The 25,013-nt window shown below is 37.0% G+C and carries 18 protein-coding genes and 2 pseudogenes; 14 read left to right on the top strand and 6 right to left on the bottom strand.

Annotated features, from left to right (window positions below):
• Positions 1–68: 68 nt before the first annotated feature.
• From AMS59_RS18535 to AMS59_RS18505, 8 genes and pseudogenes are all read left to right on the top strand, one after another.
• Entirely contained in the window at positions 69–584 is a 516-nt protein-coding gene (locus AMS59_RS18535) for a DUF1850 domain-containing protein (RefSeq protein WP_234007847.1), read from the top strand.
• Positions 581–2,620: a TRAP transporter permease gene (locus AMS59_RS18530; protein WP_053485222.1), complete on the top strand. Its 2,040-nt coding sequence runs from the start codon at positions 581–583 to the stop codon at positions 2,618–2,620. Before AMS59_RS18535 ends, AMS59_RS18530 begins: the two co-directional genes overlap by 4 nt.
• Before the next feature lie 347 nt (positions 2,621–2,967).
• Positions 2,968–5,742 carry an InlB B-repeat-containing protein gene (locus tag AMS59_RS18525; RefSeq protein WP_053485221.1) on the top strand — a complete coding sequence of 925 codons (2,775 nt, stop codon included), beginning with the start codon at positions 2,968–2,970 and terminating at the stop codon, positions 5,740–5,742.
• A gap of 309 nt (positions 5,743–6,051) precedes the next feature.
• Positions 6,052–8,904, top strand: a complete 2,853-nt coding sequence (locus AMS59_RS18520) for an InlB B-repeat-containing protein (RefSeq protein WP_053485220.1) — start codon at positions 6,052–6,054, stop codon at positions 8,902–8,904.
• A gap of 193 nt (positions 8,905–9,097) precedes the next feature.
• Positions 9,098–9,241 (top strand): hypothetical protein, encoded by a 144-nt coding sequence (locus AMS59_RS25955; protein ID WP_199777791.1) that lies wholly within the window; start codon positions 9,098–9,100, stop codon positions 9,239–9,241.
• 349 nt (positions 9,242–9,590) lie between these two features.
• A complete protein-coding gene (locus AMS59_RS18515; RefSeq protein ID WP_053485219.1) occupies positions 9,591–10,706 on the top strand; it encodes an amidohydrolase in 1,116 nt (371 codons plus the stop codon).
• A 196-nt stretch (positions 10,707–10,902) separates the two neighbouring features.
• A pseudogene (locus AMS59_RS24470) lies at positions 10,903–11,345 on the top strand (Na+/H+ antiporter NhaC); the annotation flags it as partial.
• 175 nt (positions 11,346–11,520) lie between these two features.
• Positions 11,521–13,017: an amino acid permease gene (locus AMS59_RS18505; RefSeq protein WP_053485217.1), complete on the top strand. Its 1,497-nt coding sequence runs from the start codon at positions 11,521–11,523 to the stop codon at positions 13,015–13,017.
• A gap of 376 nt (positions 13,018–13,393) precedes the next feature.
• On the opposite strand, the gene AMS59_RS18500 is transcribed toward AMS59_RS18505, so the two are convergent.
• A complete protein-coding gene (locus tag AMS59_RS18500) occupies positions 13,394–14,635 on the bottom strand; it encodes a hypothetical protein (protein WP_053485216.1) in 1,242 nt (413 codons plus the stop codon).
• A gap of 80 nt (positions 14,636–14,715) precedes the next feature.
• On the opposite strand from AMS59_RS18500, the gene AMS59_RS18495 reads away from it, so the two are divergent.
• Together AMS59_RS18495 and AMS59_RS18490 are read left to right on the top strand one after the other, a co-directional pair.
• Positions 14,716–15,828, top strand: coding sequence for a mandelate racemase/muconate lactonizing enzyme family protein (locus AMS59_RS18495; protein WP_053485215.1), 1,113 nt, complete (start codon positions 14,716–14,718; stop codon positions 15,826–15,828).
• Between the two features lie 12 nt (positions 15,829–15,840).
• Positions 15,841–16,521 (top strand): hypothetical protein, encoded by a 681-nt coding sequence (locus AMS59_RS18490; protein ID WP_053485214.1) that lies wholly within the window; start codon positions 15,841–15,843, stop codon positions 16,519–16,521.
• A gap of 65 nt (positions 16,522–16,586) precedes the next feature.
• Here the strand turns inward: AMS59_RS18490 and AMS59_RS18485 are convergent, their stop codons facing one another.
• Entirely contained in the window at positions 16,587–17,294 is a 708-nt protein-coding gene (locus AMS59_RS18485; protein ID WP_053485213.1) for a Fe-S oxidoreductase, read from the bottom strand.
• 116 nt (positions 17,295–17,410) lie between these two features.
• On the opposite strand from AMS59_RS18485, the pseudogene AMS59_RS26430 reads away from it, so the two are divergent.
• The 3 genes and pseudogenes from AMS59_RS26430 to AMS59_RS18475 form a co-directional block, all read left to right on the top strand.
• Positions 17,411–17,650, top strand: a pseudogene (locus AMS59_RS26430) (DUF4395 family protein); the annotation flags it as partial.
• A 186-nt stretch (positions 17,651–17,836) separates the two neighbouring features.
• Entirely contained in the window at positions 17,837–18,034 is a 198-nt protein-coding gene (locus tag AMS59_RS18480) for a DUF4395 family protein (RefSeq protein ID WP_156304714.1), read from the top strand.
• A gap of 493 nt (positions 18,035–18,527) precedes the next feature.
• Positions 18,528–19,016, top strand: a complete 489-nt coding sequence (locus AMS59_RS18475; RefSeq protein ID WP_053485212.1) for a GNAT family N-acetyltransferase — start codon at positions 18,528–18,530, stop codon at positions 19,014–19,016.
• 63 nt (positions 19,017–19,079) lie between these two features.
• Here AMS59_RS18475 and AMS59_RS18470 read toward each other — a convergent pair whose 3' ends face one another.
• The 3 genes from AMS59_RS18470 to AMS59_RS18460 all read right to left on the bottom strand — a co-directional run bounded on the left by AMS59_RS18470 (position 19,080) and on the right by AMS59_RS18460 (position 22,051).
• Positions 19,080–20,042, bottom strand: a complete 963-nt coding sequence (locus AMS59_RS18470; protein WP_053485296.1) for a multidrug resistance efflux transporter family protein — start codon at positions 20,040–20,042, stop codon at positions 19,080–19,082.
• A 90-nt stretch (positions 20,043–20,132) separates the two neighbouring features.
• Complete coding sequence (gene pepT / locus AMS59_RS18465) at positions 20,133–21,362, bottom strand: peptidase T (RefSeq protein ID WP_053485211.1); 1,230 nt, start codon at positions 21,360–21,362, stop codon at positions 20,133–20,135.
• Between the two features lie 29 nt (positions 21,363–21,391).
• Positions 21,392–22,051, bottom strand: a complete 660-nt coding sequence (locus tag AMS59_RS18460) for a lysoplasmalogenase (protein WP_234007846.1) — start codon at positions 22,049–22,051, stop codon at positions 21,392–21,394.
• A 154-nt stretch (positions 22,052–22,205) separates the two neighbouring features.
• On the opposite strand from AMS59_RS18460, the gene AMS59_RS18455 reads away from it, so the two are divergent.
• Positions 22,206–23,885, top strand: coding sequence for a hypothetical protein (locus AMS59_RS18455; protein ID WP_053485209.1), 1,680 nt, complete (start codon positions 22,206–22,208; stop codon positions 23,883–23,885).
• Positions 23,886–23,931: 46 nt separating this feature from the next.
• On the opposite strand, the gene AMS59_RS18450 is transcribed toward AMS59_RS18455, so the two are convergent.
• Positions 23,932–24,357 carry a hypothetical protein gene (locus tag AMS59_RS18450; protein WP_053485208.1) on the bottom strand — a complete coding sequence of 142 codons (426 nt, stop codon included), beginning with the start codon at positions 24,355–24,357 and terminating at the stop codon, positions 23,932–23,934.
• Between the last annotated feature and the right edge of the window lie 656 nt (positions 24,358–25,013).

Here is a 25,013-nt window from a genome sequence, read left to right as displayed (position 1 = left end):
CGGATTGCGTAAAGCTTCGAGTCTCTTTCTTCCGTACGAATAGCTTTTTAAGTGGGGGAACAGATGTAGTGCGAAAGAGAACATTAATAATGGTTTTAGCTTTTTTATGTATTTGCTTTAGTATGGTCATTTTTCTTCCTCTTCAAAAGGTATTCGCATTTACGGAAACACGTATAAATGATCCGGTAGTGCATTATATACCACTAACAACTGAGGATACATTCGAAATTAGATACACTCACTCTATCCATAAAACAGATGTACTCGAACATTATAAATGTGTAGATGGAACAAGTATTCAAATGTTAGGGATGGAGTATGAAAGCTTAGCAATTGGCATGCCAAGCTATGCAGAGAAAAATCAAACATTAACAGAACGAAATGGTAAATATTTTTTGCAGTTTGACAATGAAGTCATTAAAAATTTTACGATCTATATAGCCGATTTGGATTTAGATCTTGTATTAGGTTACGAGAATTATGAATACGATTTAAAAAAAGACTTAAAAAGGGGAAAATCCTATTTATTTGAGGTGAAGCGTTTATCGCTTTATGAACAATGGAAAGGAGTAAGGATGAAATGACAACTCAGCATAAATCAAACGACGAAGTAAAAAAAGAAGAATTCGAACAAATATCAGCTGAAGAGCAACAAGCGATACTTGAGAAATATGATATCGAATCCAATGTTCGAACGATATCGGGCATTATGAAACATGTCATTTTCTTTGGACTACTAGCATTTTCATTGTTTCAGCTTTACACAGCAATTTTCGGCCAATTCCCAGCGCAAATTCAGCGTACGATACATTTAGGTTTTGGTTTGACCCTAATTTTCTTACTATTCCCTGCTCGAAAAAAAGCAGCAAAGAATAAAATAGCGTGGTTCGATTATATTTTAGCGGTATTATCCATTGTAGTAGGTTCATATTGGACAATGAATTATACAGAGCTTGTTAATAGCAATGGTACCATTACGCAAACAGATTTTATTGTAGGTCTCATAGCTGTCGTGTTGGTGCTTGAAGCAGCTCGCCGTGCAGTAGGTGTACCGATTACAATCATTGCTATATGTTTCTTAATTTATGCCTATTTCGGACCGTATTTCCCGGATTTTATGGCGCATAGAGGGCAAGATTTTGAGAGTATTGTTAATCTCATGTATTTTACGACGGATGGGATTTTCGGAACACCGATTAGTGTTTCTGCCACATTTATATTTGTGTTTTTACTTTTTGGAGCATTCCTTGTCAAAACAGGTGTGGGTCAATACTTTAATGATTTAGCAGTAGCTATTGCAGGTAAATTAATTGGTGGTCCTGCAAAAGTAGCAGTATTTTCTAGTGCACTTCAAGGGACGATTTCCGGAAGCTCAGTAGCGAATGTTGTAACATCTGGATCATATACGATTCCAATGATGAAAAAGCTAGGGTACCGTAAAGAGTTCGCGGGTGCCGTTGAGGCAGCAGCATCTACAGGTGGGCAGTTAATGCCTCCGATTATGGGTGCGGCAGCGTTTTTAATGGTTGAGTTTATCGGCCGCGGAATTACGTATTGGGATATTGCGAAGGCGGCGGCGATACCTGCATTACTTTATTTTACAGGTATTTGGATTATGACTCACTTCGAAGCAAAACGTGTAGGTTTAAAAGGTTTGCGTGACGATCAAATGCCAAATCGTCGAGAGGTATTTAAGAAAATTTACCTTTTATTGCCAATAATCTCTATCATCGTTTTAATGTTAACAGGTACATCAGTAATGCATGCTGCACTTTACGGTATTCTTATTTCTATTGGTGTTGCTATGTTTAATAAGGAAACACGCTTAAAACCGAAGGATATTATTGATGCATTAGTTGAAGGTGCACGTACAGCACTTGGTGTAGTAGCGGCAACAGCTTGCGCGGGTATTATCGTAGGTGTAGTTGTAAAAACAGGTCTAGGCTTAAGTTTAGCTAATAGTTTAGTAGAATTAGCGGGCGGTAGCGTTATATTAACGCTGATTTTTGTAATGATTGCTTCCTTAATTCTTGGGATGGGGGCTCCGACAACAGCAAACTATGTCATTACGTCAACAATTGCTGCTCCTGCAATCGTGGCATTATTATCACCGAATACACCACAGGAATTAGTACCAGTTGTCGTTTTATTATCGGCACACTTCTTTGTATTCTACTTTGGTATTATTGCCGATATAACACCGCCAGTTGCACTTGCTGCTTTTGCGGCTTCGGGAATCTCTGGTGGAGACCCGATTAAAACAGGTGTAAACTCAGCGAAGCTTGCGATTGCGGCGTTTATTATTCCATATATGATTGTATTTTCACCGGCATTGCTAATGATTGATACAACTATACCTGAAATTATATGGGTAGTAATCACGGCCATTACAGGAATGGTAGCTATAGGAGCGGGAGTAATCGGTTACTGGTATCGCAAAATGCTTTGGTTTGAACGCATTATTGCGATTGCAGCTGGTTTACTTCTGATCTATCCAGAAAAATTCTCGGATTGGGCTGGATTAGCAATCTTTATTGTTATGTTTGTTATTCAATATGTAACACAGCATAAAGGTAACGGTAATGACAATCAAAAAAGTAAACCGAGTGCTATAGCTTAAGTGAGAGGTAAAAAGGCTTAGGACTGCCGAAATATTAAATAAATAGAATCTGCTCATTTTCTGAGTTAGTAAGTGCATGCCTTGTAATGTCTACAAGGAATTTGCTTAACTTACAAGCTACAGGAACGAGCAGATTCTTTTTCTTTTGCAATTGAAAAAGAAAGTGGAATAAGAAGCACATACATAACTTAGCGCTAAATTTCAATAAAAATGATTATCAAAATATGTTCAAAAACCAGAAAAAGTTGATTTGCATGCTTTTGTGGGGATTGTTAGTGTTGATAACTGTAACAAAGGTTAAAGATAGACCATTGTTATAATATCAATGCTTGAAAGGAGATTTCTAAATGAAAAAAGCAAGCATACTTTTAATGATTATCCTTTTAGTCTTTTCTCAATTGTCATTGGGTAATCTATCTGCTCACGCGACAAGTAACAATGAAAATGATATTGTACAATCGAGAAATTTAGAGGATGAGAGTATTCAAAAGGATGATGAAAACAAACCCAAGCCAGAAGATGTCTTCATAACGAAGGATCTTAGCGGTGGCGTTGCAATTGTTAAGCATTATTTTGGTATAGCAAAGGATTATATTAATATTCCTGATGAACTTGGGGGCAAACCCGTTATAGAAATTGGGGATGGAGCATTTTCTGGTAAGAGCCTAGCAAGTGTAAAGATTCCATCAAGTGTGAAAACAATTGGGGAACTTGCATTTTCTAGTAATAAATTAACGAATGTGGATATTCCGCCGAACGTTCGAACGATAGGGCAAAGTGCATTTTATAATAATCAATTAACAAGTGTAAAAATTCCAGATGGCGTTAAGACGATAGAGGCGGCCGCGTTTTATGATAATCGATTAACAAACGTAGAGATTCCATCGAGCGTAACAACGATAAAGGATTTTGCATTTACTAATAATAAGTTAACAAGTGTAGAGATTCCATCAGGTGTTACATCGGTAGGATATTCAGCTTTCAATGGAAATTCAATAACAAGTGTAGAAATTCCAGAAAGCGTTACAGAGATTAAAAGTAATGCTTTTTATAATAACAGTCTTGATTTTGTAACGTTTAATGGTTCACATAATTTCCAATGGACTGAAAAAAACTCTCCATTCAATCCACAAAAAAAGGAAGGAAGAACGTTTTTAGGTTGGTTTGAAGATGAGGATTTTACAATAGATTGGAGTTACTCAGTAGTACAACCAATGACAATTTATGCAAAGTGGAGCCATTATGCTGTCACTTTTGATTCCAATGGAGGAAGTGAAGTTTCATCGATACTGGTACCATATAACGAAACAATGGAAGCTCCTTCGAATCCAGTGAAAGAAGGCTACTCATTTGAAGGTTGGTATAAGGATAAAGAACTGAAAGAATTATGGGATTTCGATCAAGATGTAGTGAAAAAAGATATCACGCTATATGCTAAATGGAAGAAAACAAGCTATACAGTCACGTTTGATGCCAATGGCGGAAGCAAAGTTCCATCCCAATCAGTAGGGTCTGGAGAGTTAGTAAAAGCCCCATCTACTCCAGTAAAAGAAGGGTACACATTTGCGGGTTGGTATAAAGATAAAGGGCTTATGGAAGCGTGGAATTTCAATCAAGATGTAGTAACAAAAGATATCACGCTATACGCCAAGTGGTTGAAAGTAAGCTATATCGTTACTTTTGATGCCGATGGAGGAAGCAAAGTACCACCCCAATCAGTAGGGTCTGGTGAATTAGTAAAAGCCCCATCTACTCCGGTAAAAGAAGGGTACACATTTGCGGGTTGGTATAAAGATAAAGGGCTTACGGAAGCATGGAATTTCAATCAAGATGTAGTAACAAAAGATATCACGCTATACGCCAAGTGGTCGAAAGTAAGCTATATCGTTACTTTTGATGCCAATGGAGGAAGCGAAGTTCCATCCCAATCTGTAGGACATGGTGAATTAGTAAAAGCACCAGCTGCTCCAAAGAAGGAAGGCTATACATTTGATGGCTGGCATAAAGACAAAGAATTGACAGTACTATGGGATTTTGCAAAAGATTTAGTGACAAAAAATGTTACGTTGTATGCGAAATGGACAAAAGACCATACGTCGGGTGGGGGATCTGGAGGAGGTTCCGGTGGAGGATCGGGCGGAGGTTCGCCAAACTATAAAGTCATCTTTGACTCTAATGGAGGAAGTAAAGTGCTGTCACAGACGGTTGGCTATAACGACCTCGTGAAAGCCCCGTCTATTCCAGTGAAAGAAGGCTATCAATTTGATGGCTGGTATAAGGATGCAGAGTTTAAAAATGCATGGGACTTTACGAAAGATAAAGTAACAGCGGACATAACATTATATGCGAAATGGACAAAGGATAATGTGTCAGAAGGTAGCTACATCGTTACTTTTGATTCAAACGGAGGCAGTAAAATCCCATCACAAACAGTAGCGTATAAAGCTTTGGTGAAAGCCCCTTCTAATCCAAAGAAGGAAGGCTATACATTTATCGGTTGGTATAAAACTAAAGAATTCACAAAAGCATGGGATTTTGAGAAAGATGAAGTCACAGAAGACTTAACGTTATATGCTCGGTGGATGCAGGAGAGTAATGGTTGTGACATTACTTTCAAGGATATTGATCATAACTGGGCACAAGATATGATTAAAGAAGTTGCTAGTCGATGCATTATTAAAGGTTATCCTGACGGCACTTTCCGACCAAATGATTTGGCTCAACGTCAACATGTGGTGCTTATGATTGACCGTGCATTACAACCAACACCAATTCGAGAAGCTGCATCATTTTTGGATGTACCTAAAAGTCATGTATATTATGAACAAATCACACGACTACAACGAGCGGGTATCGTGGATGGTTCAGATGGGGCGTTTCGACCAAACGCTTTTATAACACGTGCCCAAATGGCAAAAATGATGGTGCTTGCATTTGGCTTAACGCCAGAAGGCAATAGTACGTTCAAGGATGTCGACCCATCACACTGGGCGAGTGGATATATTGCCGCTCTAGCAGACCATAACATTGCACTAGGTGATGAAAACGGTAATTTTAGACCAAATGAAAACTTAACACGTGCACAATTTACGGCGTTCATGTACAGAGCACTTGGCTTATAAATAGAAGATTTGAAAAATATTTACCCATGAAGTTCTATATTTTTATTGGGGGAATCTCATATACCAGCTACTTGGATTATTAAGTATTACCACTAAGAGAGATGTATCGTAATTTGATACATCTCTTTTGCTATTCTAAATAAGTGAAACGATAAAAGGCTCTCCAATACTTTTCATTTTGGTTAGTTTGAAAACTTCGATGTATTCATTTATCAAAAAAATATTTTAATAAAGTTTATAACTGCTTAATACAGGGTATCCATTTAATGGGTACCCATTTATTTCAAACTATTGAAAGGATACTACAAAATGAAAAAAACAAGTTTACTAGTAATGAGCATACTTTTGATAATCTCCCAATTATCATTAAGTAATTTGCCCGTTTATGCGAATAGCGATAGTGAAGAGGATTATGTCACAAGGGACGTGGACAATGGTGTTTCCATTTGGAGGTATAACGGTTTATCTAAAGATATTGTTATACCAAGTGAGATTAAAGGAAAACCAGTTGTAGAAATAGGAGGATTTGCGTTTTCTGATATGTCTCTAAAAAGTGTAAAGATCCCATCAAGTGTAACAACGATTGGTTTTAAGGCGTTTAATAATAATCTATTAGAAAATGTAGAAATTCCATTAGGTGTTGAAAATATTGGAGATCATGCATTTGCTGTTAATAAATTAACAAGTGTAGAGATCCCATCAAGTGTAACAACGATTGGAGATGCTGCATTTAGTGCTAATAAATTGACAAGTGTGGAAATCCCGCCAAGTGTTAAAACGATTAGCAAAGCGGCATTTTACAGTAATCAATTGACAAGTGTAAATATCCCGTCGAGCGTTACAACTATAGGAGAGGAAGCATTTAGTAGGAATAAATTATCAAACGTGGAGATCCCATCAAGTGTAAAAACGATTGGTATGCGTGCATTTCAACATAATCAATTAACAAGCGTAGATATTCGATCAAGCGTTACAACGATTGAAAAGAGTGCGTTTGGATTTAACCAATTAACAAGTGTTGAAATTCCATCAAGTGTCAAGATAATTGGCACTGGTGCATTTAGTAGAAACAAATTGAATTTCGTAATATTTCATGGGACACCTCAATTAGATTCTGACTATACTGGAGGCCCATTCAGTTATCAATTTAAAGATAATGATTTCTTCAAAGGGTGGTTTGAAGATCCGAATTTGACTATTAAGTGGACTGAATCTGTATCGCAGCCGATAACAATTTATTCAGAATGGAAAAAATCATACTACAATGTTAATTTTGATTCAGACGGAGGAAGTGAAGTATCAGCTAAAGTAGTTTTAGAAAAGGAATTACTATCATCCCCAGCTACACCCTTAAAGGACGGGCATACGTTTGTTGGATGGTATAAGGATAAAGAACTGTCAGAAGCATGGGATTTCGCCAAAGACGTGGTGACAAAAAACCTTACCTTGTTTGCGAAATGGATGAAGTACGAAACTCCAGAGCCAAGCTATACTGTCACTTTTGATTCCGATGGAGGAAGTGAAGTCACACCAGAAGAAGTGAAAGAAGGAGAACTGGTGAAAACGCCAACTGCTCCTACGAAGGAAGGGTATACGTTTGCAGGATGGTATAAGGATAATGAATTGTCAGAAGCATGGGATTTTGCAAAAGACGTAGTGATAGAAAATGTTACGTTGTATGCAAAATGGACGAAGGACGAAACTTCAGAGTTAAGCTATACCGTCACTTTTAATTCAAACGGAGGAAGTGAAGTATCAGCTAAAGAAGTTGTAGAAGAGGAATTGCTACCACTCCCAGCTACACCTGTAAAGGACGGGAACACGTTTGCAGGTTGGTATAAGGATGAAGAACTGATAGAAGGATGGGATTTTGCAAAAGACGTAGTGACAAAAAATGTTACGTTGTATGCAAAATGGACGAAGGACGAAACTTCAGAGCTAAGCTATACTGTCTCTTTTGATTCAAATGGAGGAAGTGAAGTATCAGCTATAGAAGTTGTAGAAAGGGAATTACTGCCATCCCCAGCCACACCCGTAAAGGATGGGCATACGTTTGCTAGTTGGTATAAGGATATAGGGCATACGACGGCATGGGATTTCGTGAAAGATAGAGTATCGGAAAATATCACGTTGTATGCGAAATGGACGAAGGATAATACTTCAGAAGGAGGGTCTGGCGGAAGTACGCTAATCTATACTGTCACTTTTGATTCAAATGGAGGAAGTAAAGTTTCATCCCAAACAGTAGCATATAGAGAATTGCTGAAAGTATCTTCTAATCCAGCAAAGGAAGGCCATATATTTGCTGGTTGGTTTAAAGATAAAGAGCTGACAACAGAGTGGGATTTTGCAAAAGATGAAGTAACATCAAATACAACCTTGTATGCGAAATGGACGAAGGATAACACTTCAGAGCCAAGGTATACCGTCATTTTTGATTCTAACGGCGGCAGTAGAACCCCATCTCAAACAGTGGCATATAGAGAATTGCTGAAAGCACCTTCTAATCCAGCGAAGGAAGGCCACATATTTGCTGGCTGGTTTAAAGATGTAGAACTCACAAAAACATGGGATTTTGCGAAAGATGCAGTAACAGAAAATCTAACATTGTACGCGAAATGGAAGAAAGAGAGTAAAGAATGTCAAACGACGTTCAAGGATATTGATAATAACTGGGCAAAAGATATGATTGAAGAAATTGCTAGTAGATGCATTATTAAAGGCTATCCAGATGGCACTTTCAGACCAAATGACATGATTCAACGTCAACATGTGGTACTTATGATTGAACGTGCCTTACCTCTAACACAACTCCGAGAAGCTGTATCATTTTTGGATGTCCCACATAGTCATCCGTACTATCAACAAATTACACTACTCCAACAAGCGGGCATTATAGACGGTTCAAACGGAGCTTTCCGTCCGAATGCTTATATAACACGTGCCCAAATGGCAAAAATGATGGTGCTTGCATTTGGCTTAACGCCAGAAGGCAATAGTACGTTCAAGGATGTCGATCCATCACACTGGGCGAGTGGATATATTGCCACTCTAGCAGACCATAACATTGTACTAGGCGATGAAAACGGCAATTTTAGACCAAATGAAAACTTAACACGCGCACAATTTACAGCGTTTATGTATCGAGCGCTTGGTTTATAAGTCTAACTATATGAGGGATGTATCGTAATTTGATACATCTCTTTTTCTGATAAACCTGAAATTTCAATCTAAAAAGTAGATTGTTTTTATACTTTTTATGCATAATGAGCATCGTTTATTGCTTTTTTTACAAAGGTCATTGTATAATTCTTTTATCAGAAAATTCATTCAAATTAAATGGAGAGGTGATTAAATGAAAAAGTTGTTTAACTCAAAATTTGAAACGTATTTAATGGATCAGGAAATTGAGCTTAATATGGAAGAGGAAAAAAATGAGGAGCAACTAACGATGGTGCATTATGAAGAATACCCAGAAGGTTTTTTTACAAGTTTATAATAAATACTTGATGGACTGTGCTAAAGGTAGAAATAACTTTTAACACAGTCCTTCGTTTTTTTACATATATTAATCATTATAGATCATCACCATAGCGAGTGGTTGATTTCCGTTTCGACTGGGCGACTCCTTTGGGATCAGTGTCACGATATGACATAAGTTTTAATAAATGCCATCCATAACTTTTGGTGATGAGCCTCATTTTTTTAATATTTGATTTCTTCAACTGTATGGAGTCTTATTAATAAAATATCCTTATTTTTCATGTATATAGGTCTAAATTCATATGTACTTTTAAGAAATAGTTTCCTGTATAATGGGAAACAAAAATGCGTATAGAGGTGTAGTTATGTCAAATGTTGTAATCTTAGAAGAAACAATTTATCAATGGTTTGATCATTTTCATAAATACCCAGAGGTAAGTTGGAAGGAATTCGAAACTACTAAAAAGATTGCGTCCATTTTAGATGAGTTAGACGTATCCTATCGTTTGTTAGGGGATGTTCCGGGACTAATTGCTGAAATTGGTACAGGTGATGAAATTGTTGCTGTACGTGCAGATATAGATGCTTTATGGCAGGAAGTGGATGGGAAATGGCAAGCGAACCACTCATGTGGGCATGATGCAAATATAACGATGATACTTGGCGCTTTATTACTGCTGAAAGATCGACCGTTGCAACATCGTGTTCGTTTTATTTTCCAACCTGCAGAAGAACTTGGGAACGGTGCTTGTGCAGCCTTTGAGCGTGGGGCTGTTGATGGCGTATCGCATTTATTTGGTGTTCATCTAAGACCTATTGAAGAGCTACCACTTGGCAAAGTATCGCCTGCTATCCATCACGGTGCAGCTTATTTTTTAGAAGGAACAATACGAGGCACTGATGCCCATGGTGCTAGACCTCATCAAGGGAAAAATGCAATCGATGTTATTATGGCTGTACAACAAATGCTCCATAGCATACATTTATCACCTTTCGAGCCTCATTCTGCAAAGTTAACGAAGATTGTTGCAGATGGTGGTAGTACGAATATTATTCCAGGTACTGCAAGCTTCTCAATGGATATTCGGGCGCAACGTAATAACCAACTAGAATTACTTCGTAGTCGTATTGAATTTGGCTTAAAATCAATCCAGCAGCAGTTTGAGATTGATATGGACTGGAAATGGATAGATTTCACACCTGGTGCTGAAGTTTCTTCGATTGCAGCACGTATGGCTAAAGACGCAATTATTGAAGCACTTGGGGAAGAGCATCTAGCTGAGGAAATTACAACGCCTGGAAGTGATGACTTCCATTTTTACACAGTTAAAAAACCTGAATTAAAAGCAACGATGGTTGGTATTGGAGCCAACTTAACTCCAGGATTACATCATCCGAAAATGACATTTGAACGAAGTGCATTAATGGATGCTGCAAAAGTACTTGCTTGTGTGTTAGAAAAAAAACCTGAATACGAATAACGATAGCGAGAGGGAGCTATATCAAAAGTGCAAAATTCTTTTGATATAGTTCCTTTTTCTTTTCTTTTTTGTCGAAATGTATGAATATTTTGCATTGTCCTTAATAGCTATTTGAAAACGTTTTTATGCGCAAAAACAGTCGAAATCGCTCGAGAAGCATAAAATTTTTGCGTTGACTTTTAATTTTTCGAATATTATGCTAAAAAACATAAAAAAATATTTGCGTCTTAGAAAAGTTGAAAAGGGGATAGGTGCAAAAAAAGGGGATGGAACTGTAAAAAAGGAAATTAGTGCTAGTTGGGTACTTCTAACTTTTGTAATTATGATTATAACTATGCTTATGACGGTAGTAGTATTAGAGCAAAGTCCTCACACTTCACTTATAGTTGGAACAACTGTAGCAGCAATTGTTGCCAAAATGCATGGATTTAAATGGATGGAAATTGAGGGAATGATGTATAAGGGTATCGCCTAGCTTTATCTGCCGTGGTCATTAATATTTTAGTAGGATTAACTATCGGAGCATGGATCGGTGGTGAAGTCTTAGCAACAATGATTTATTACGGCTTAAAATTAATCTCTCCAGCATGGTTCTTAGTAACAATTATGCTGTTATGTTCAATCGTTTCAAAAGAAATATTAACAACTTAAAAAGTAATGGAGGAAAGCTTTGTTATTTCTCCTTAAGAGATTTTGTCATTATTATTTTAACAAGGACATTTAATTTTGATATATAACACAGCTACGTAAAGAAAAACTAGATTTAGTTTTCTTGAAATTGGCAACATTAAGTGTTTTTAGAAAGGATAAAAAAATGGTCTTAAAAAAAGAAAATAGTATATCTCATGAAATTTCGCCTGATATTCAACAAGGAGAACAGAAATTAAAAAAGGGTTTGAAATCTCGACACTTAACAATGATATCAATTGGTGGAGCAATTGGTACAGGATTGTTCCTTAGTAGTGGTGCAGCAATCAGTACTGCAGGTCCAGGCGGTGCATTACTAGCATATATTTTTGTTGGAGCTATGATTTTCTTTGTGATGACAAGTTTAGGAGAACTAGCAGCATTTATGCCTACAAGTGGTGCATTTAGTACTTATGGTACAAAATTTGTTGATCCAGCTTTTGGATTTGCAATTGGTTGGACCTACTGGTTTAATTGGGCAATGACGATTGCAGCTGAGTTATCTGCTTCTACAATGATTATGAAATTTTGGTTTCCAAACAGCTCATCTATATTATGGAGCGGTTCATTTTTAGCTATTATTTTCTTATTAAATTTTCTATCTGTTAAAGGATACGGTGAAGGAGAATATTGGCTTTCATTAATTAAAGTAAGTGCAATTGTAATTTTTATTATAGTCGGCTTACTAATGATTTTCGGTATAATGGGTGGGGAAGCAGTAGGATTCAAAAATTTCACTGTAGATGATGCTCCTTTTTCAGGAGGAATTTTAGGTGTTTTTATTGTCTTTATTGCAGCAGGGTTTTCATTCCAAGGTACAGAAATTGTTGGGGTAGCTGCTGGAGAAAGCGAGAATCCAGCGAAAAATGTACCCACAGCTATTAAAAGTGTTTTTTGGAGAATTCTTCTTTTCTACGTATTTGCGATTTTAATTATAGGGCTTATCATACCTTATACAAATCCAAATTTACAAACTGAAAATGTAATGGTCAGTCCATTTACCATGGTATTTGAAAAAGCTGGATTTGCATTTGCTGCTTCATTAATGAATGCTGTTATTTTATCAGCAGTTTTATCAGCAGGGAATTCAAGTTTGTATGCTTCAACACGTATGCTATACGCTATGGCTAAAGAAGGTCAGGCTCCGAAAATTTTTGCAAAATTGAATAAGCGTGGTGTTCCTGTTGCGGGTATGCTATTAACATGTGCAGTCGGTATGCTTGCTTTTTTAGCTTCCTTTTTCGGGGATGGGGTAGTTTATATTTGGTTAATGAATGCAATAGGTATAACAGGGTTTATCTTCTGGTTAGGAATCTCTATCAGTCACTATCGTTTCCGTAAAGCTTATATTGCACAAGGGTATTCGTTGAACGATTTGCCATATAGGGCAAAATGGTTTCCGATTGGACCTATTTTTGCAATAGCATGTGGACTAATTGTAATTATCGCACAAAATTTCCAAGCGTTTATGGCTGAAGAAATAGATTGGGGTAGTGTTGTAGCAGCATATTTAGGAATCCCATTCTTCCTTTGTTTATGGTTTGGCTATAAAATCATTAAAAAAACAAAAATAGTTAATCTTAAGGATGTTGATTTTGAATTTGAAAAAAATAATTCGAAATAATATCTAATATCAGGTGTGTTGATTAACCATTTCTATACATCCAAAGAGGCTGATTTCCGCTACGGGCTACTCGCTTTCCTGCGGGCGAGCGTCGAGCCGCTTCCTCCGCTACGCTCCGTGCAGGGTCTCGTCTGTCTCGCTTTCCCGCGGGAGTCGAGTAGCCCTACGCTACAATCAGTTAAAATGGAAATATATTGGCAAAATAACGAAAAAATCCTTTTATCGCTCAATAATAAACTTATTTTTTCCTAATCAACACGCCTGATCTAATATATAAAAAATATAAAAAATATGGCGGTAGTGGACTAAATCTAAATGATCCCATCTACTAGCTAACCGTATTCTCGCAGATGCCAAAAGTATCTGCGAGAATTTTTTAATAAATAGCAAAGTTCAATTCATAGATTGTACGTGGGCGGCCTTGTTGGTGAGTCATTTCTTCACCAACTACTTTAGCATAACCGTTATCCACTAATTTTTTAATAATGCGCTCTGTTGTGCGGCGTGTAACTTGTAAGTATTCTGCAAGATTATGGGATGTAAATTGCGCTGATTGTCGCTCCCGGCTAAAATGAATGATCTTGGAAATATTTAATGGACTTAAGCTTGTTTGCTTTGCCATTTGTAAAACGAAAGGATCATCTGTTTTTAAAGCTAGTCTTACTTCCGAATTTGGGAATGGACCTAGCAAGTTTTTATGTTCATCTAATATATAAACTTCACAAGGTTTAGCAAATGTTAATGCGTTCTTGGCATTTTGGTTAGCCTCTAAAATAGAGTGACCATAACCAAATGCTAATTTAAAGGGCTTATTAGTTTGCTGCAATAAGTTCTGTAAATTCTCTTTTTCGAGTGCCCTTTGCAAATGCCCAGCTGTCGTATAAAGCTCAAAAGAGTAAGGTGTAATTTGTTTATAAGTTGAATGCGTAGCTGCAGTGATTTGCGTTAACATGTTAGCGTCTATAGGTTTATTTTCAGGAGCTTCTAATAGTCCAACAATGGCTTTGACAGATTCGGATTTTGTAAGAAGTGATTGGGATATCGTTTCCTCTAAGCATTGAACAATGGAGTTAGTTGCATCTAGCATGCGGATTGCAGGTATTTGAAGAGCCTGTAATTCATCAAACACACTATGAATACTTGTTATGACATAGTCAATGCTGTTAGCTTCCCATAAAGCGATATGATGCTGCAAAATAGATTGAGTAGGCTCAGTAATAGAAATAGCCTGAATATATGGTTTTGGACCGAAATACTCTATTTCTGTTAAAACATTTTCGACAATAGCTGGATTCATAACATCGATGGAAATTCTATTTAAAGGTACTGCATAATGGGCTATAAGCGATAATAAAGTTGTAGAAATTGCCGTCTCATCTTGTTTTATATAATTCCATGGTATTGGCAGTTCTGACAGTGCAGATTGGGCATGTAAATAGGGTAACGTTCCTCCAAACAAAAGTGCATCACATGGCTTAATTTGTTTTAACAAAACGGGTGCCTCTGTAGGTTGAGCGTAAAGATAAAATTCTAATTGAATATTCTCAATGTTTTGTGCGATACTATTTATACGCTCCATAAATGCTTTAGAGCAAATAACCGCTATTTTAGTAGACATAGGCAATGTTCCCTTTCTATATTTTTTCGATAATTAGCGACGTATTAACGACAACTATATTATATAGGAGATAGAGACAAATGAAAATCCAACAAGTAGAAATTTTCGCCATTCATTTACCACTTATTGATCCATTTATCATCAGTTACGCTACATATGATACAATGCCTTCTATTATTTTGAAGGTTACGACAGATACAGGTATTGTAGGCTATGGTGAAGCAGTACCCGATGAGCATGTAACAGGGGAGACATGGGAAAGTACATATGCTGTATTAAAGAATCAGCTTGCTCCTACAATCATTGGAGAAAATCCAATGGCCTTTGAAAAACTTCACGATAAGTTGAACAAAGTTGTGAAGGATGTCCCAGCAGCGAAAGCAGCGCTTGACATTGCTTGTTTCGATATTGCAGGTAAATCGTTACAAGTTCCAGTGTACCAACTATTAGGTGGACGTTATCATGAGAAATTCCCGATTACCCATGTACTGAGCATTGGTACACCTGAGGCGATGGCAGAAGAGGCGGCTAACCGTGTAGAGATGGGCTATCAATCATTTAAAATGAAGGTAGGAACAGAGGTAGCTCGTGATGTTGCTCGTATTAAAGCGGTGCGTGAACGTGTTGGCGAAGATATTGCAATTCGTGTAGATGTAAATCAAGGATGGGGCAATTCGTCAACTACATTACAAGGTTTACGTGCGTTAAAGGATCTAAATATCGATTGGTTAGAGCAGCCAGTAGATAGTGAAGATATTGATGGAATGGTAGAAGTGAAGTCAAAATCAGATGTACCATTAATGATTGATGAAGGACTTCGCGGTGTACGTGAAATGCGTGAAATTATTGCAAAGCGTGCAGCAGATAAAGTTAATATTAAATTAATGAAATGCGGTGGAATTTATCCTGCTATGAAACTAGCAGTTATGGCTGAAATGGCAGGCATTGAATGTCAAATCGGTTCAATGGTAGAATCTTCAGTTGGTTCAGCAGCTGGCTTCCATGTAGCATTCTCTAAAAAAATAATGACAAGTGTAGAATTAACAGGCCCATTAAAATTCTCTAAAGATGTCGGAAACTTACACTATGATGTGCCATTTATCTGTTTAAATGAAAAACCAGGATTAGGTGTAGACGTAGATGAAGAGATCCTTAAAGAATTATGTAAGTTCTCAACAATTGTAACAGCCTAAGGAGGCGGCGAAATGGAAAAAATTTATGAAGGCATGCTTGGTGAAACGCCGTTTTTTGTTACAACACTAAACCTTCAGCATTTGCAAGAAATTGAAAAATTACAGCTTGAGGTTTATGAATCATTAGCAGACCAAAGTATATTACAGCCATTAAGCACTGAGGAATTTGACTATATTTTAAGAGGCAATGGTATGATGATAGGTGCTTATGTAGAGGATGAGTTAATTGCCTTTCGCGCACTATTGAACCCACCTGTTGACGAAGAGCACCTTGGCTATGATTGTGGGCTTGCCGAGGATGAATTTCATAAAGTTTTATATCAAGAAATATCGAATGTCTCACCAACCTATCGTGGCTATGGATTACAAAAAACATTAGCCCAAGTTGTCATGGGCCATATCGATTTAGAGAAATATGATTATGTATGCTCAACAGTAAAGCCATATAATATCCCTAGCTTAAAAGATAAATTTTCTCAAGGATTAGTCGTAAAGGGATTAAAGGTTAAGTATGTCGATAAGCTACGATATATTTTCTATAAAGACTTGCGACAAGAGCTACCAACCTTTACAGAAAAGAAGACGCTATCGATGGGTGATACAGTTGGTCAGCAACAGCTTTTGAAACAGGGCTATATAGGTACTTCTATGTATGAGGATCAAAATGATTGGTTCGTCGTTTATGAAAAATAAATAAAAGAAATAAGCCTTACCTTTCACTTATTGTGAGAGGTAAGGCTTTTTCGTTAAGGGTGTGATTATTTAATCGGGCAAAAACCACAAGCCATTAAACCAGGTATGTCTTTAGAAAAACAACATGATTTTCGTACAGGAACGTTCACTAAATTAGTGGGGCTTTGACCGCCTGTATATTGTGCCCACCAAGATTTGTTGGAGAAACGAGCCCATGTTTTAGGGTCCTCTAAAGCTTCAATATCCTCCATTGCCTGATCGGCTAGACCGGGATTAGAAAGCAATATATGATAGTGCCAAAGTAGATATCCAAAGAAATTCTCCCAAATAGTGAGAGGGGAAATAGATGTTACTTTACGAAGCTGTTGAACGATAACATGCCCATCATAGAGGATCTTCTCAATAACTGCTTGCCGTTCATCTTCTTCGACATAACGCCAATCGTTTGGGTTAACAAACATTGCGACTGTAAAACTGTCGAATTCTTTTGCTGCATCAAAGCGAAGCTCGATTGGTTTACCGTCCCACACTTCGTCATAGGCGGCAAGCATGTAAAGTTGCATAGCGAAAAACATACCGTAGCGGCGTGCAAAGTGAGAAATAGCGGCTGTTTCCGTTGCTGCGTCTGTAATTCCCATCATCAGGTTTAAAAAGTCAGGATGGTAAAAGTCCTTATGTATATCCGCTAATGTAAATAATGTCCGCTTTGGTTCTGTCGTATAAATGCTATAGGAATTCAATTGTCGAACTTGATCCATCGTTAATGCTGGCATTGTCATCACCTTTTCTTTCAGTCTTCTGTTACTTCAATTATAAATTAATCATTTTTGCTTCACAAATGGAATGCTATATAGTAAAATAAATTAAACATATCTGAAAGGTAGGTTTTATGGTGTCACAGCCTCATGCAATTCCAAGGCCGCTCGTTCGATTCAATCAATGGACGATTCTTTTAAGTGTCATGCTAACGTGAGTAACAGGAGTCTTTTGGATTTTAGTAATTCCTTTAGTTGCAAATATTCTTGGTGTTTTATGCAATTTTAATCCTATTATTCGAGTAGGGAAGCTGTTTCTAAAAAAGGAGTCATCTACATATATACCAGAGGACGCGCAACAGCAAAAATTTAACTTCTTTCAGCAGAAGTCACCTACCTCTATAGGTGACGAGATGAATGCGGGTTTAAGTTACATTGCTGCTAGTATCCAAACATCCGCTGAAAGAAGTTAAAGCCTCCGGCGGATGTCACGGAAATCGGAAAGGAGTTCTTTGTGCAAGCACAAAGCCGATTCCGGACGCAATTATGCCGAGGCATAATTGATTTCTAGTATTGCTAGCTTATGTTTAGCAGGTGGGATTTTAGGTTATTTGCTTAAATGGCAGGTAGTTGGCTATGTCTTTACGGGAATGGTTGCTCTAGCTTCATCAATAGCAATTGCAGGCTTTTGTATAGGTTGTTTCCTACATTTTCAGCTAAAGCAATGGCAATATCGTCGCTCGCTGAAGAGGGCATAAAAAACTTAAAAAAATTTTCAGATTAATGTTGACTTTATAATTGATAATGATTATCATTATCGTATAAAGATTATTCCTCGTCTACAATACAGTGTAGAGAGGATGAACTTTAGCTACTTTTCTCCAGAAGTTTGCTAGTTCATGATAAAGCGCTCCTAAAACCCCCCTCATTTTTTGGGAACGTAAAATCTCTCGACGACTCATTCCATTGTGACTGAGTCGTCTTTTTTTGATTGAAACTGTGATTGTTCCGATAAATCGAGATATTATTCCGATAAAAGCTAAAATTGTTCCGATAAAATGAGATTATGTTCCGATAAATCTTCAAAGTATTCCTTTAAAAATGAAATCATCCCCGCATAACGTGGGGGGATTTCCATTCCTCTATCGCTGATCTCCAATCAACACTAATATATAGCGTACACCTTAAAGATTATGTCAAAAATTACAATTTAATATATAATATATCTTAATAAGAAGGGGGGATTATTTTATGTTTTCTATTAGAAACTTCGAAGGTAATGAAAAAGAGTTTGAGTTCTTTCTAGAAATGTTATATGAATCTGTTCATATCCCTGAGAATAAACCATTAAAAGAAGTTTTATTAAACTCGCCACACATAAGAAAATATCATGAAGGTTGGGGGAGAAAGGGAGATAAAGTGTTGATTGCTGTTGATGCAGAAAATCAAACTGTTGGTGCAGTCTGGTACAGATTGTTTGACGACAATAATAAAAGCTATGGTTATATTGATGGCAACACACCTGAAATAGGAATGGCTGTTTCGAAAGAAGTAAGGGGAAGAGGAGTGGGAACTTTACTGATGCATAAAATAATTCAACAAGCAAAGGATGAAGGATACAATACCATTTCACTTAGTGTGGATCTCGAAAATGACACGGCTATTAATATGTATCAAAAATTAGGCTTTAAAGATTATGAAGTAGTAGGGACATCGAAAACAATGATTTATAAATTTTAGTGTTCTCTAGTATAAAAAATGTACACGACTAAAAGGTAATTTAGTCATGTACATTTTTTTATATTATTGAGTAGGACTACTTTGAACAGCGCTTTTTTTCCCTAGTATCATCGTATAGTAGCTATGTAATAACATGCCAACAATAATGACACCTAGGCCCGCAAGAGCAATTGGATTTGGGAATGCAATACCGAGTAACAATACTTCACCAATAATGACAAAGAGTATTTCAGTCGATTGTGTTGCTTCAACTGCTGCAAGCTTGCCTTGATGATCGTGAACACGGTCGGTTGCAATGAAAAATAAAGTTGTGGCGATGACACCAGAGCTTATACCTACAAGTAACGATTGCATCACTTGGTTGATTGAAGGAAGCCCGACCGTTGCCAATGCATAAATGGCTAGAATAATCCATGCAGGCATCGAGGCGATGGTCATGCCAAGAACTCGTTGATATGTATCGATGCGACCGCCACAGATTTCCATCATTTTGCGGTTACCAAGAGGGTAGGCAAATGCAGCGATGACAACAGGTAAAATGCCAAGCATTAAACTTTTAAGTGGAACAGATTGTGCCTGTGGTATTTGGATAAGTAAAATGCCGACTAAAATGACACATGATATGAGTAATGAAATAAGCGGTATTTTTTGACGTACTGTTTTCCCGGCTACTACTGAAACAAATAGGGGGGCTAGTAATACGCCAGCGACAATTGTCAATTGCCATGTTCCGGAAACGAGCCAGCCTGGACCGAATGCTGCTGCAAATGTCAGTGGTGCATAGAACAATACGAATCCGATAAAGCTCCAAAGTAGCCAAGCGATAGGCTGTGCTTTCATTTCACCTGATAGTTGAGAAAAGCCTTTTCGATAGAAGACAATCGCAAGTAAAAACGGTAGCATGAAGAAATAGCGCAAAGATGCACTCCAAAGCCAGCTACCACCTTGCATTTCCATTGCATGATTTAATATAAATGTAACAGCGAAAAAAAGTGAGGCTACAATGCCTAATGCAATTTCTTTCATTAAATTCACCTCAAAACCCCTTGTGTAATTTGAAAATTCAGTCATTATTTTTGGAAAAATTACGAAGAAGGGGCAAACCCTTCTTCGTAACTATTTTCCTTGCTGTTCAAATAGCTGAACAATCTCAATAATCACTTGTGTAGCTTTCTCCATTGTTTCAGCAGATACATATTCAAATTTCCCGTGCATATTTTCGCCACCTGCAAAAATATTTGGTGTCGGTAAGCCCATGTAAGAAAGCTGTGAACCATCAGTACCGCCACGGATTGGTAATGTAATTGGAGTAATATCTAATTTTTCCATTGCTGTGCGTGCAATGTCAACGATTTCTTTAACAGGCTCAATTTTTTCACCCATATTATAGTATTGATCTTCCATAGTAATGCTTAAAGCATCCTCGCCATATTGGGCTTTAATTTTTGCCGCAGCATCAAGCATTAATTGTTTTTTCGCCTCGAATTTTTGACGGTCATGGTCACGGACGATGTAAGAAAGCCCAGTATGCTCGATCGCGCCGTCAAAGCCCATTAAGTGAATAAAGCCCTCATAGCCTTCCGTTTTTTCTGGTACTTCATTGGTAGGCATTTCATTTTGGAAGGCGATTGCCATTGTGATGGCATTGACCATTTTATTTTTCGCAGAACCAGGGTGTACACTCGTACCTTTTGTCACAACCTTTACACCGGCTGCATTAAAGCTTTCGTATTGTAGCTCGCCAAGTGGTCCGCCATCCATCGTATAAGCATAGTCGGCTCCAAAGGCAGCCACATCGAATTTATGAGGACCGCGGCCAATTTCTTCGTCGGGTGTAAACGCTACACGCAATTTACCATGTTTAATAGAAGGAGTGTTCACTAAGTATTCCATAGCCGTCATAATTTCTGCGATACCAGCTTTATCGTCAGCACCTAATAATGTAGTACCATCCGTTGTAATTAACGTTTGACCTACATAATTTTTAAGCTCAGGAAAATCTGTTGGCGACATCGCTAGATTTTCATTGAGCTGGATCGCTCCGCCATCATAGTTGTCAATGCGCTGTGGCTTAACGTTTGTGCCAGTAAAGTCTGTTGTAGTGTCCACATGTGCTAAAAAGCCAATAGTAGGCACTTTTTTATCTGTATTTGCTTCGAGTGTCGCAAATAAATAACCATTTTCATCTAATGTAATGTCAGTTAAGCCTATTGCTGCAAGTTCATCTTTTAGTACATGCAATAAGTCAAATTGCTTTTGTGTTGAAGGAGTTGTTTCGCTTGTGAAATCAGATTGTGTATCAATTTTTGCATAACGAATTAAACGCTCGATTACTTGTTCTTTCATAAGTATGGCCTCCTAATGTGATGTCTAAATTATTGTAACACTTTACTTCGGATTTCGGAATATTGAAGGATGCTTAAGGCAATTAGTATTTGGGCACCGTAATAGGTCAACATTATAACCTCATGTGAAAATGGTAAGGGCATAACAAATTTATTAATAGATAAATAGGAATCTGATGAAATAAATAACAGAGCGCCAATCGTTGCAAATGTAGAACCTGTTCGAATCGCCGTCCAACCCATCGTTAATATGACCGAAATATAGGCAATTACCGCGATACCAAGCACGACTTCTCCTGATGAAAATACGGTACCTGCAATCCACACAGCCATACTTGCCCCGTAAACGAGTAAGACAATCTTCGCCCAAGTTGGTACTTGTCGTTCATTAGTAGAAAAAAAGGCGAGGATATAAAAAATATGACCGATTAAGAAGCTTGTTAGCCCAATTAGAAACCACTGTAGTGTATAATCACCGACCATACAAAACACAAGTCCGATGACAATCAGTAGTTGATACTTTTTAATACCTAAATTTTTTGGTGTAGCGGCTAAGATAATAATTAAAAGCATTGGAATGACTTTAAAGATAAGTATCAAGCTTTCTGGAATATGGGAAAGGAAAAAAATATAATAAAAACCAAACAAAATAATCAATGCTATTAAAATTTTTTTAGACAAATTTCTCATCTCCTTTTCTTTGAAATTCTTTATCTATGTTAGAATTTCCTTTATTCTTTTATGAAGGAAATGAACAAGAGGGTACTCATTCATCCTATGTATGAAACTTTTTTAGTATGTAGCCGTAAATAAGTGGACAGTAAGGTTAGAGAGGGTGAGCAAAATGACTAAGCTATTAATAGCTTCTGCAGTCATTGGACTGATCGCGAGTGTTTTATTAACACCGATTATAACAAAAAAACGAGAAGATGGTGGATCTAAAAAGGTAATTGGATACTTCTTTATCAGTGTATTTGTACTAGGATTTTTAGCTACTGGTATAACCGTATATGTGACAAAAATGGATGTAAACTGGCTTGCTTTTTGGCCTGCTATTATTCTATTAACATTAGGCGGCGCGCTTCTTGCAAGTGGTATTGAAAGAAAAATAAAGGGTGTTTTATTTTTAGCTAGTTTAGGTGTTGCAGTGTATGTATTATCAGCTCCTTTATGGAATGCAAACGAAAAATTCAAATCAGCTGAAATGAAGGAAGAGGTTGAAATAAAACCATTCGATGAAACACAAACGCCAGCTAGTGTTCCTCCTAAATTTGCGCGTAATAAGATGAAAAAAGCGTTCGGGCAAGTACCGAATACGAGTTATTATGAGCTAGGGCGCTTACAAATTCAAAAAGTGAAGGGTGAATATGTTTATATAGCGCCAGTAGAGTTTTCAGGTTTCTTTAAATGGATGAATGGCGGGACGACTCCTGGTTACTTTATAATGAGTGCAACGGATTCAGCGGACAATCCTAAGTTTGTTAAGCAGGAAATGAAGTATATTCCTTCTGCTTATTTAAATTCAAATTTAGAGCGTCATATACGTTTACAACATCCATTCCTTGTTTTTTGTGGAGATGTACAACTTGAAATAGATGATGAGGGTAAACCTTACTACATCCGTTCATATGGTGAATTTATTTCAGCACGTAATGGTTTCGATGTAAAAGGGATCGTGCTTGTAGATGCGCTAACAGGAAAATCAGAAGTTATTAAGTTGGAAGATGTCCCAGAATTTATTGATGGAGCGGTTTCTCCAGAGACAGTAAGCTTACAAAATAGTTATTTCGGTAATTATGTGCATGGATTTTGGAACAGTAAGTTTGGTAAGAAAGATGTAAAACTTCCTTCTGATGAGGGAACAGAGGCAAATGTTAGCCCGATTTTTGACGAGAAGGGCGATATGTATTATTTCACAGACTTTACGAGCCCTAAAGAGGGTGTCGATTCAATGCTTGGTTATTCCTTAACAAATGCCCGAACAGGTCAAGCAACCTATTATACTGGAAATCAAGACGCTTCTTATATGGATTCACAAGGTAACTTGCAAATTATTGAGAAGAAATTTATAGAGAAGAAATGGTCTGGCGAAATGCCGGTATTATATAACTTCTACGGTGAAGCTAGCTGGTTAACAGCGGTGCTTGACTCAAATGGTTTCTTACAAAATTATTTCATCGTTTCTGCGGCAAACCCTGAAATTTCGGTTTATGCGACAACTCCTAAAGAGGCACTGAAATTATACAAAACAGCCTTAAGTCGTGGTGGAACGACAGTCGAAGGAAGCTCGCATGCAGAAGAGAAAAATGTCAGTGGAAAGGTGCTTCGTGTATACAAGGAACGTCTTGGTGAATATACAGTTGTATCATTTTTACTTAATGACGGGAAAAACTATTTGGTAAGCTCAGAAACAGAACCGCTTGCAATTTATTTACAAGAAGGTGATGATGTCATTCTCACTTACGGTGATACAGGAGAGCAGTTCTTACCAGTTCGATCACTGATTATTAAAGGATTACAATAAAAGAAAAAAGACGATCTTTGTAGCATAGTACTACTTGATCGTCTTTTTATGTTGGTTGAGATTTCGTATAGTGAAGCATCTTTTCCTGGTGATTAGTATAAAGTGCTTTTGCATGATCGTTTAACGCAAATATTTCAAGAATGTACTCTTGAAGTAAATGATGTTCATATTCAAAAGCAGAACGGTCTTCGTTTTCTAATATATGCGCTAATAAGAGTACATGTAACACAGCGACCTCTAGATTTTGTGTATTTGTAATGAATTTTAAGTTGAGTATGGTAGTGTGGGAAACGAATTGATTCACATAATCAATAGCATTCTTATAAACAGCTAAGTTAATCTGTGGTTCAAGTCGTTTTCTTAATAATGTACAATCATTATTTAAGCCTTGAATTTTTAAAAATAAACCTCTTACACTTCGTTTATGTTGTTGTTCTAAAGTACGAGCAAGATCTTTATTGACATAGGTCATTTATACATAACTCCTTTCCACATAGTGGTCATCTATTAGTATTAATGGAATTGTTTAAAAAGGAAAGGGACTTTTTGTTTAATTTATGCATAGATTTAACTTCTGCCACTAAAAAAGTCTCTCGCTTCTAATCGTGGAAAACAATGTACTTTCTCATTTAATCACCTATTGAACAAAGTTTGATCAAAACGATAGGGCAACTTCCCATCATTCAATATGATTTAGTTTGAACGCTACCATTAAAATAAATCTTGGAAGGTGTCCATTTTTTATTGTTTTAGAACTCTAGACACTAAAGGGATTAATTATGAAATTAACTCATTTAATAGGAAGATTTTCAATGAAATGAAAAAGTATAAATTTTTATTAGAAAAAGTGTTGACCTTTTTAAATTAAGAGTGTAGTATTATACAAGTCGTTAAGACAACCGCTGAAAAACAACTTAATCAAATAAATTAGTTGTTGACATTGGGTTTTCGACATGATATTATATAAGAGTTGCTGCTGAGAAAGTGGCGACGAAATGAACCTTGAAAACTGAACAAGCAAAACGTAATCAATAAAGTTTTTAGTAGCTAGCCTTGAGTTGGTGAACGAAACAAAATTTTGGACATCAAACATGATGCCAGCAAAACAATTTGAGCTAATCAAATTTC

The organism is Lysinibacillus sp. FJAT-14745 (assembly GCF_001275675.1).
Lineage (GTDB): Bacteria > Bacillota > Bacilli > Bacillales_A > Planococcaceae > Lysinibacillus.
The sequence above is the reverse complement of the archived record's forward strand: the minus strand, read 5'-3'. Positions and strand labels throughout refer to the sequence as shown.

What these genes read in the sequence shown, in the direction of transcription:
- AMS59_RS18490 (WP_053485214.1), top strand. Translation starts at nt 15,841, where the DNA reads ATGGAAAAAATTTATGAAGGCATGCTTGGTGAAACGCCGTTTTTTGTT.
- AMS59_RS18515 (WP_053485219.1), top strand. Translation starts at nt 9,591, where the DNA reads ATGTCAAATGTTGTAATCTTAGAAGAAACAATTTATCAATGGTTTGAT.
- AMS59_RS18525 (WP_053485221.1), top strand. Translation starts at nt 2,968, where the DNA reads ATGAAAAAAGCAAGCATACTTTTAATGATTATCCTTTTAGTCTTTTCT.
- AMS59_RS18460 (WP_234007846.1), bottom strand. Translation starts at nt 22,051, where the DNA reads ATGAGAAATTTGTCTAAAAAAATTTTAATAGCATTGATTATTTTGTTT.
- AMS59_RS18520 (WP_053485220.1), top strand. Translation starts at nt 6,052, where the DNA reads ATGAAAAAAACAAGTTTACTAGTAATGAGCATACTTTTGATAATCTCC.
- AMS59_RS18500 (WP_053485216.1), bottom strand. Translation starts at nt 14,635, where the DNA reads ATGTCTACTAAAATAGCGGTTATTTGCTCTAAAGCATTTATGGAGCGT.
- AMS59_RS18505 (WP_053485217.1), top strand. Translation starts at nt 11,521, where the DNA reads ATGGTCTTAAAAAAAGAAAATAGTATATCTCATGAAATTTCGCCTGAT.
- AMS59_RS18455 (WP_053485209.1), top strand. Translation starts at nt 22,206, where the DNA reads ATGACTAAGCTATTAATAGCTTCTGCAGTCATTGGACTGATCGCGAGT.
- AMS59_RS18485 (WP_053485213.1), bottom strand. Translation starts at nt 17,294, where the DNA reads ATGCCAGCATTAACGATGGATCAAGTTCGACAATTGAATTCCTATAGC.
- AMS59_RS25955 (WP_199777791.1), top strand. Translation starts at nt 9,098, where the DNA reads ATGAAAAAGTTGTTTAACTCAAAATTTGAAACGTATTTAATGGATCAG.
- AMS59_RS18475 (WP_053485212.1), top strand. Translation starts at nt 18,528, where the DNA reads ATGTTTTCTATTAGAAACTTCGAAGGTAATGAAAAAGAGTTTGAGTTC.
- AMS59_RS18530 (WP_053485222.1), top strand. Translation starts at nt 581, where the DNA reads ATGACAACTCAGCATAAATCAAACGACGAAGTAAAAAAAGAAGAATTC.
- AMS59_RS18450 (WP_053485208.1), bottom strand. Translation starts at nt 24,357, where the DNA reads ATGACCTATGTCAATAAAGATCTTGCTCGTACTTTAGAACAACAACAT.
- pepT (WP_053485211.1), bottom strand. Translation starts at nt 21,362, where the DNA reads ATGAAAGAACAAGTAATCGAGCGTTTAATTCGTTATGCAAAAATTGAT.
- AMS59_RS18495 (WP_053485215.1), top strand. Translation starts at nt 14,716, where the DNA reads ATGAAAATCCAACAAGTAGAAATTTTCGCCATTCATTTACCACTTATT.
- AMS59_RS18470 (WP_053485296.1), bottom strand. Translation starts at nt 20,042, where the DNA reads ATGAAAGAAATTGCATTAGGCATTGTAGCCTCACTTTTTTTCGCTGTT.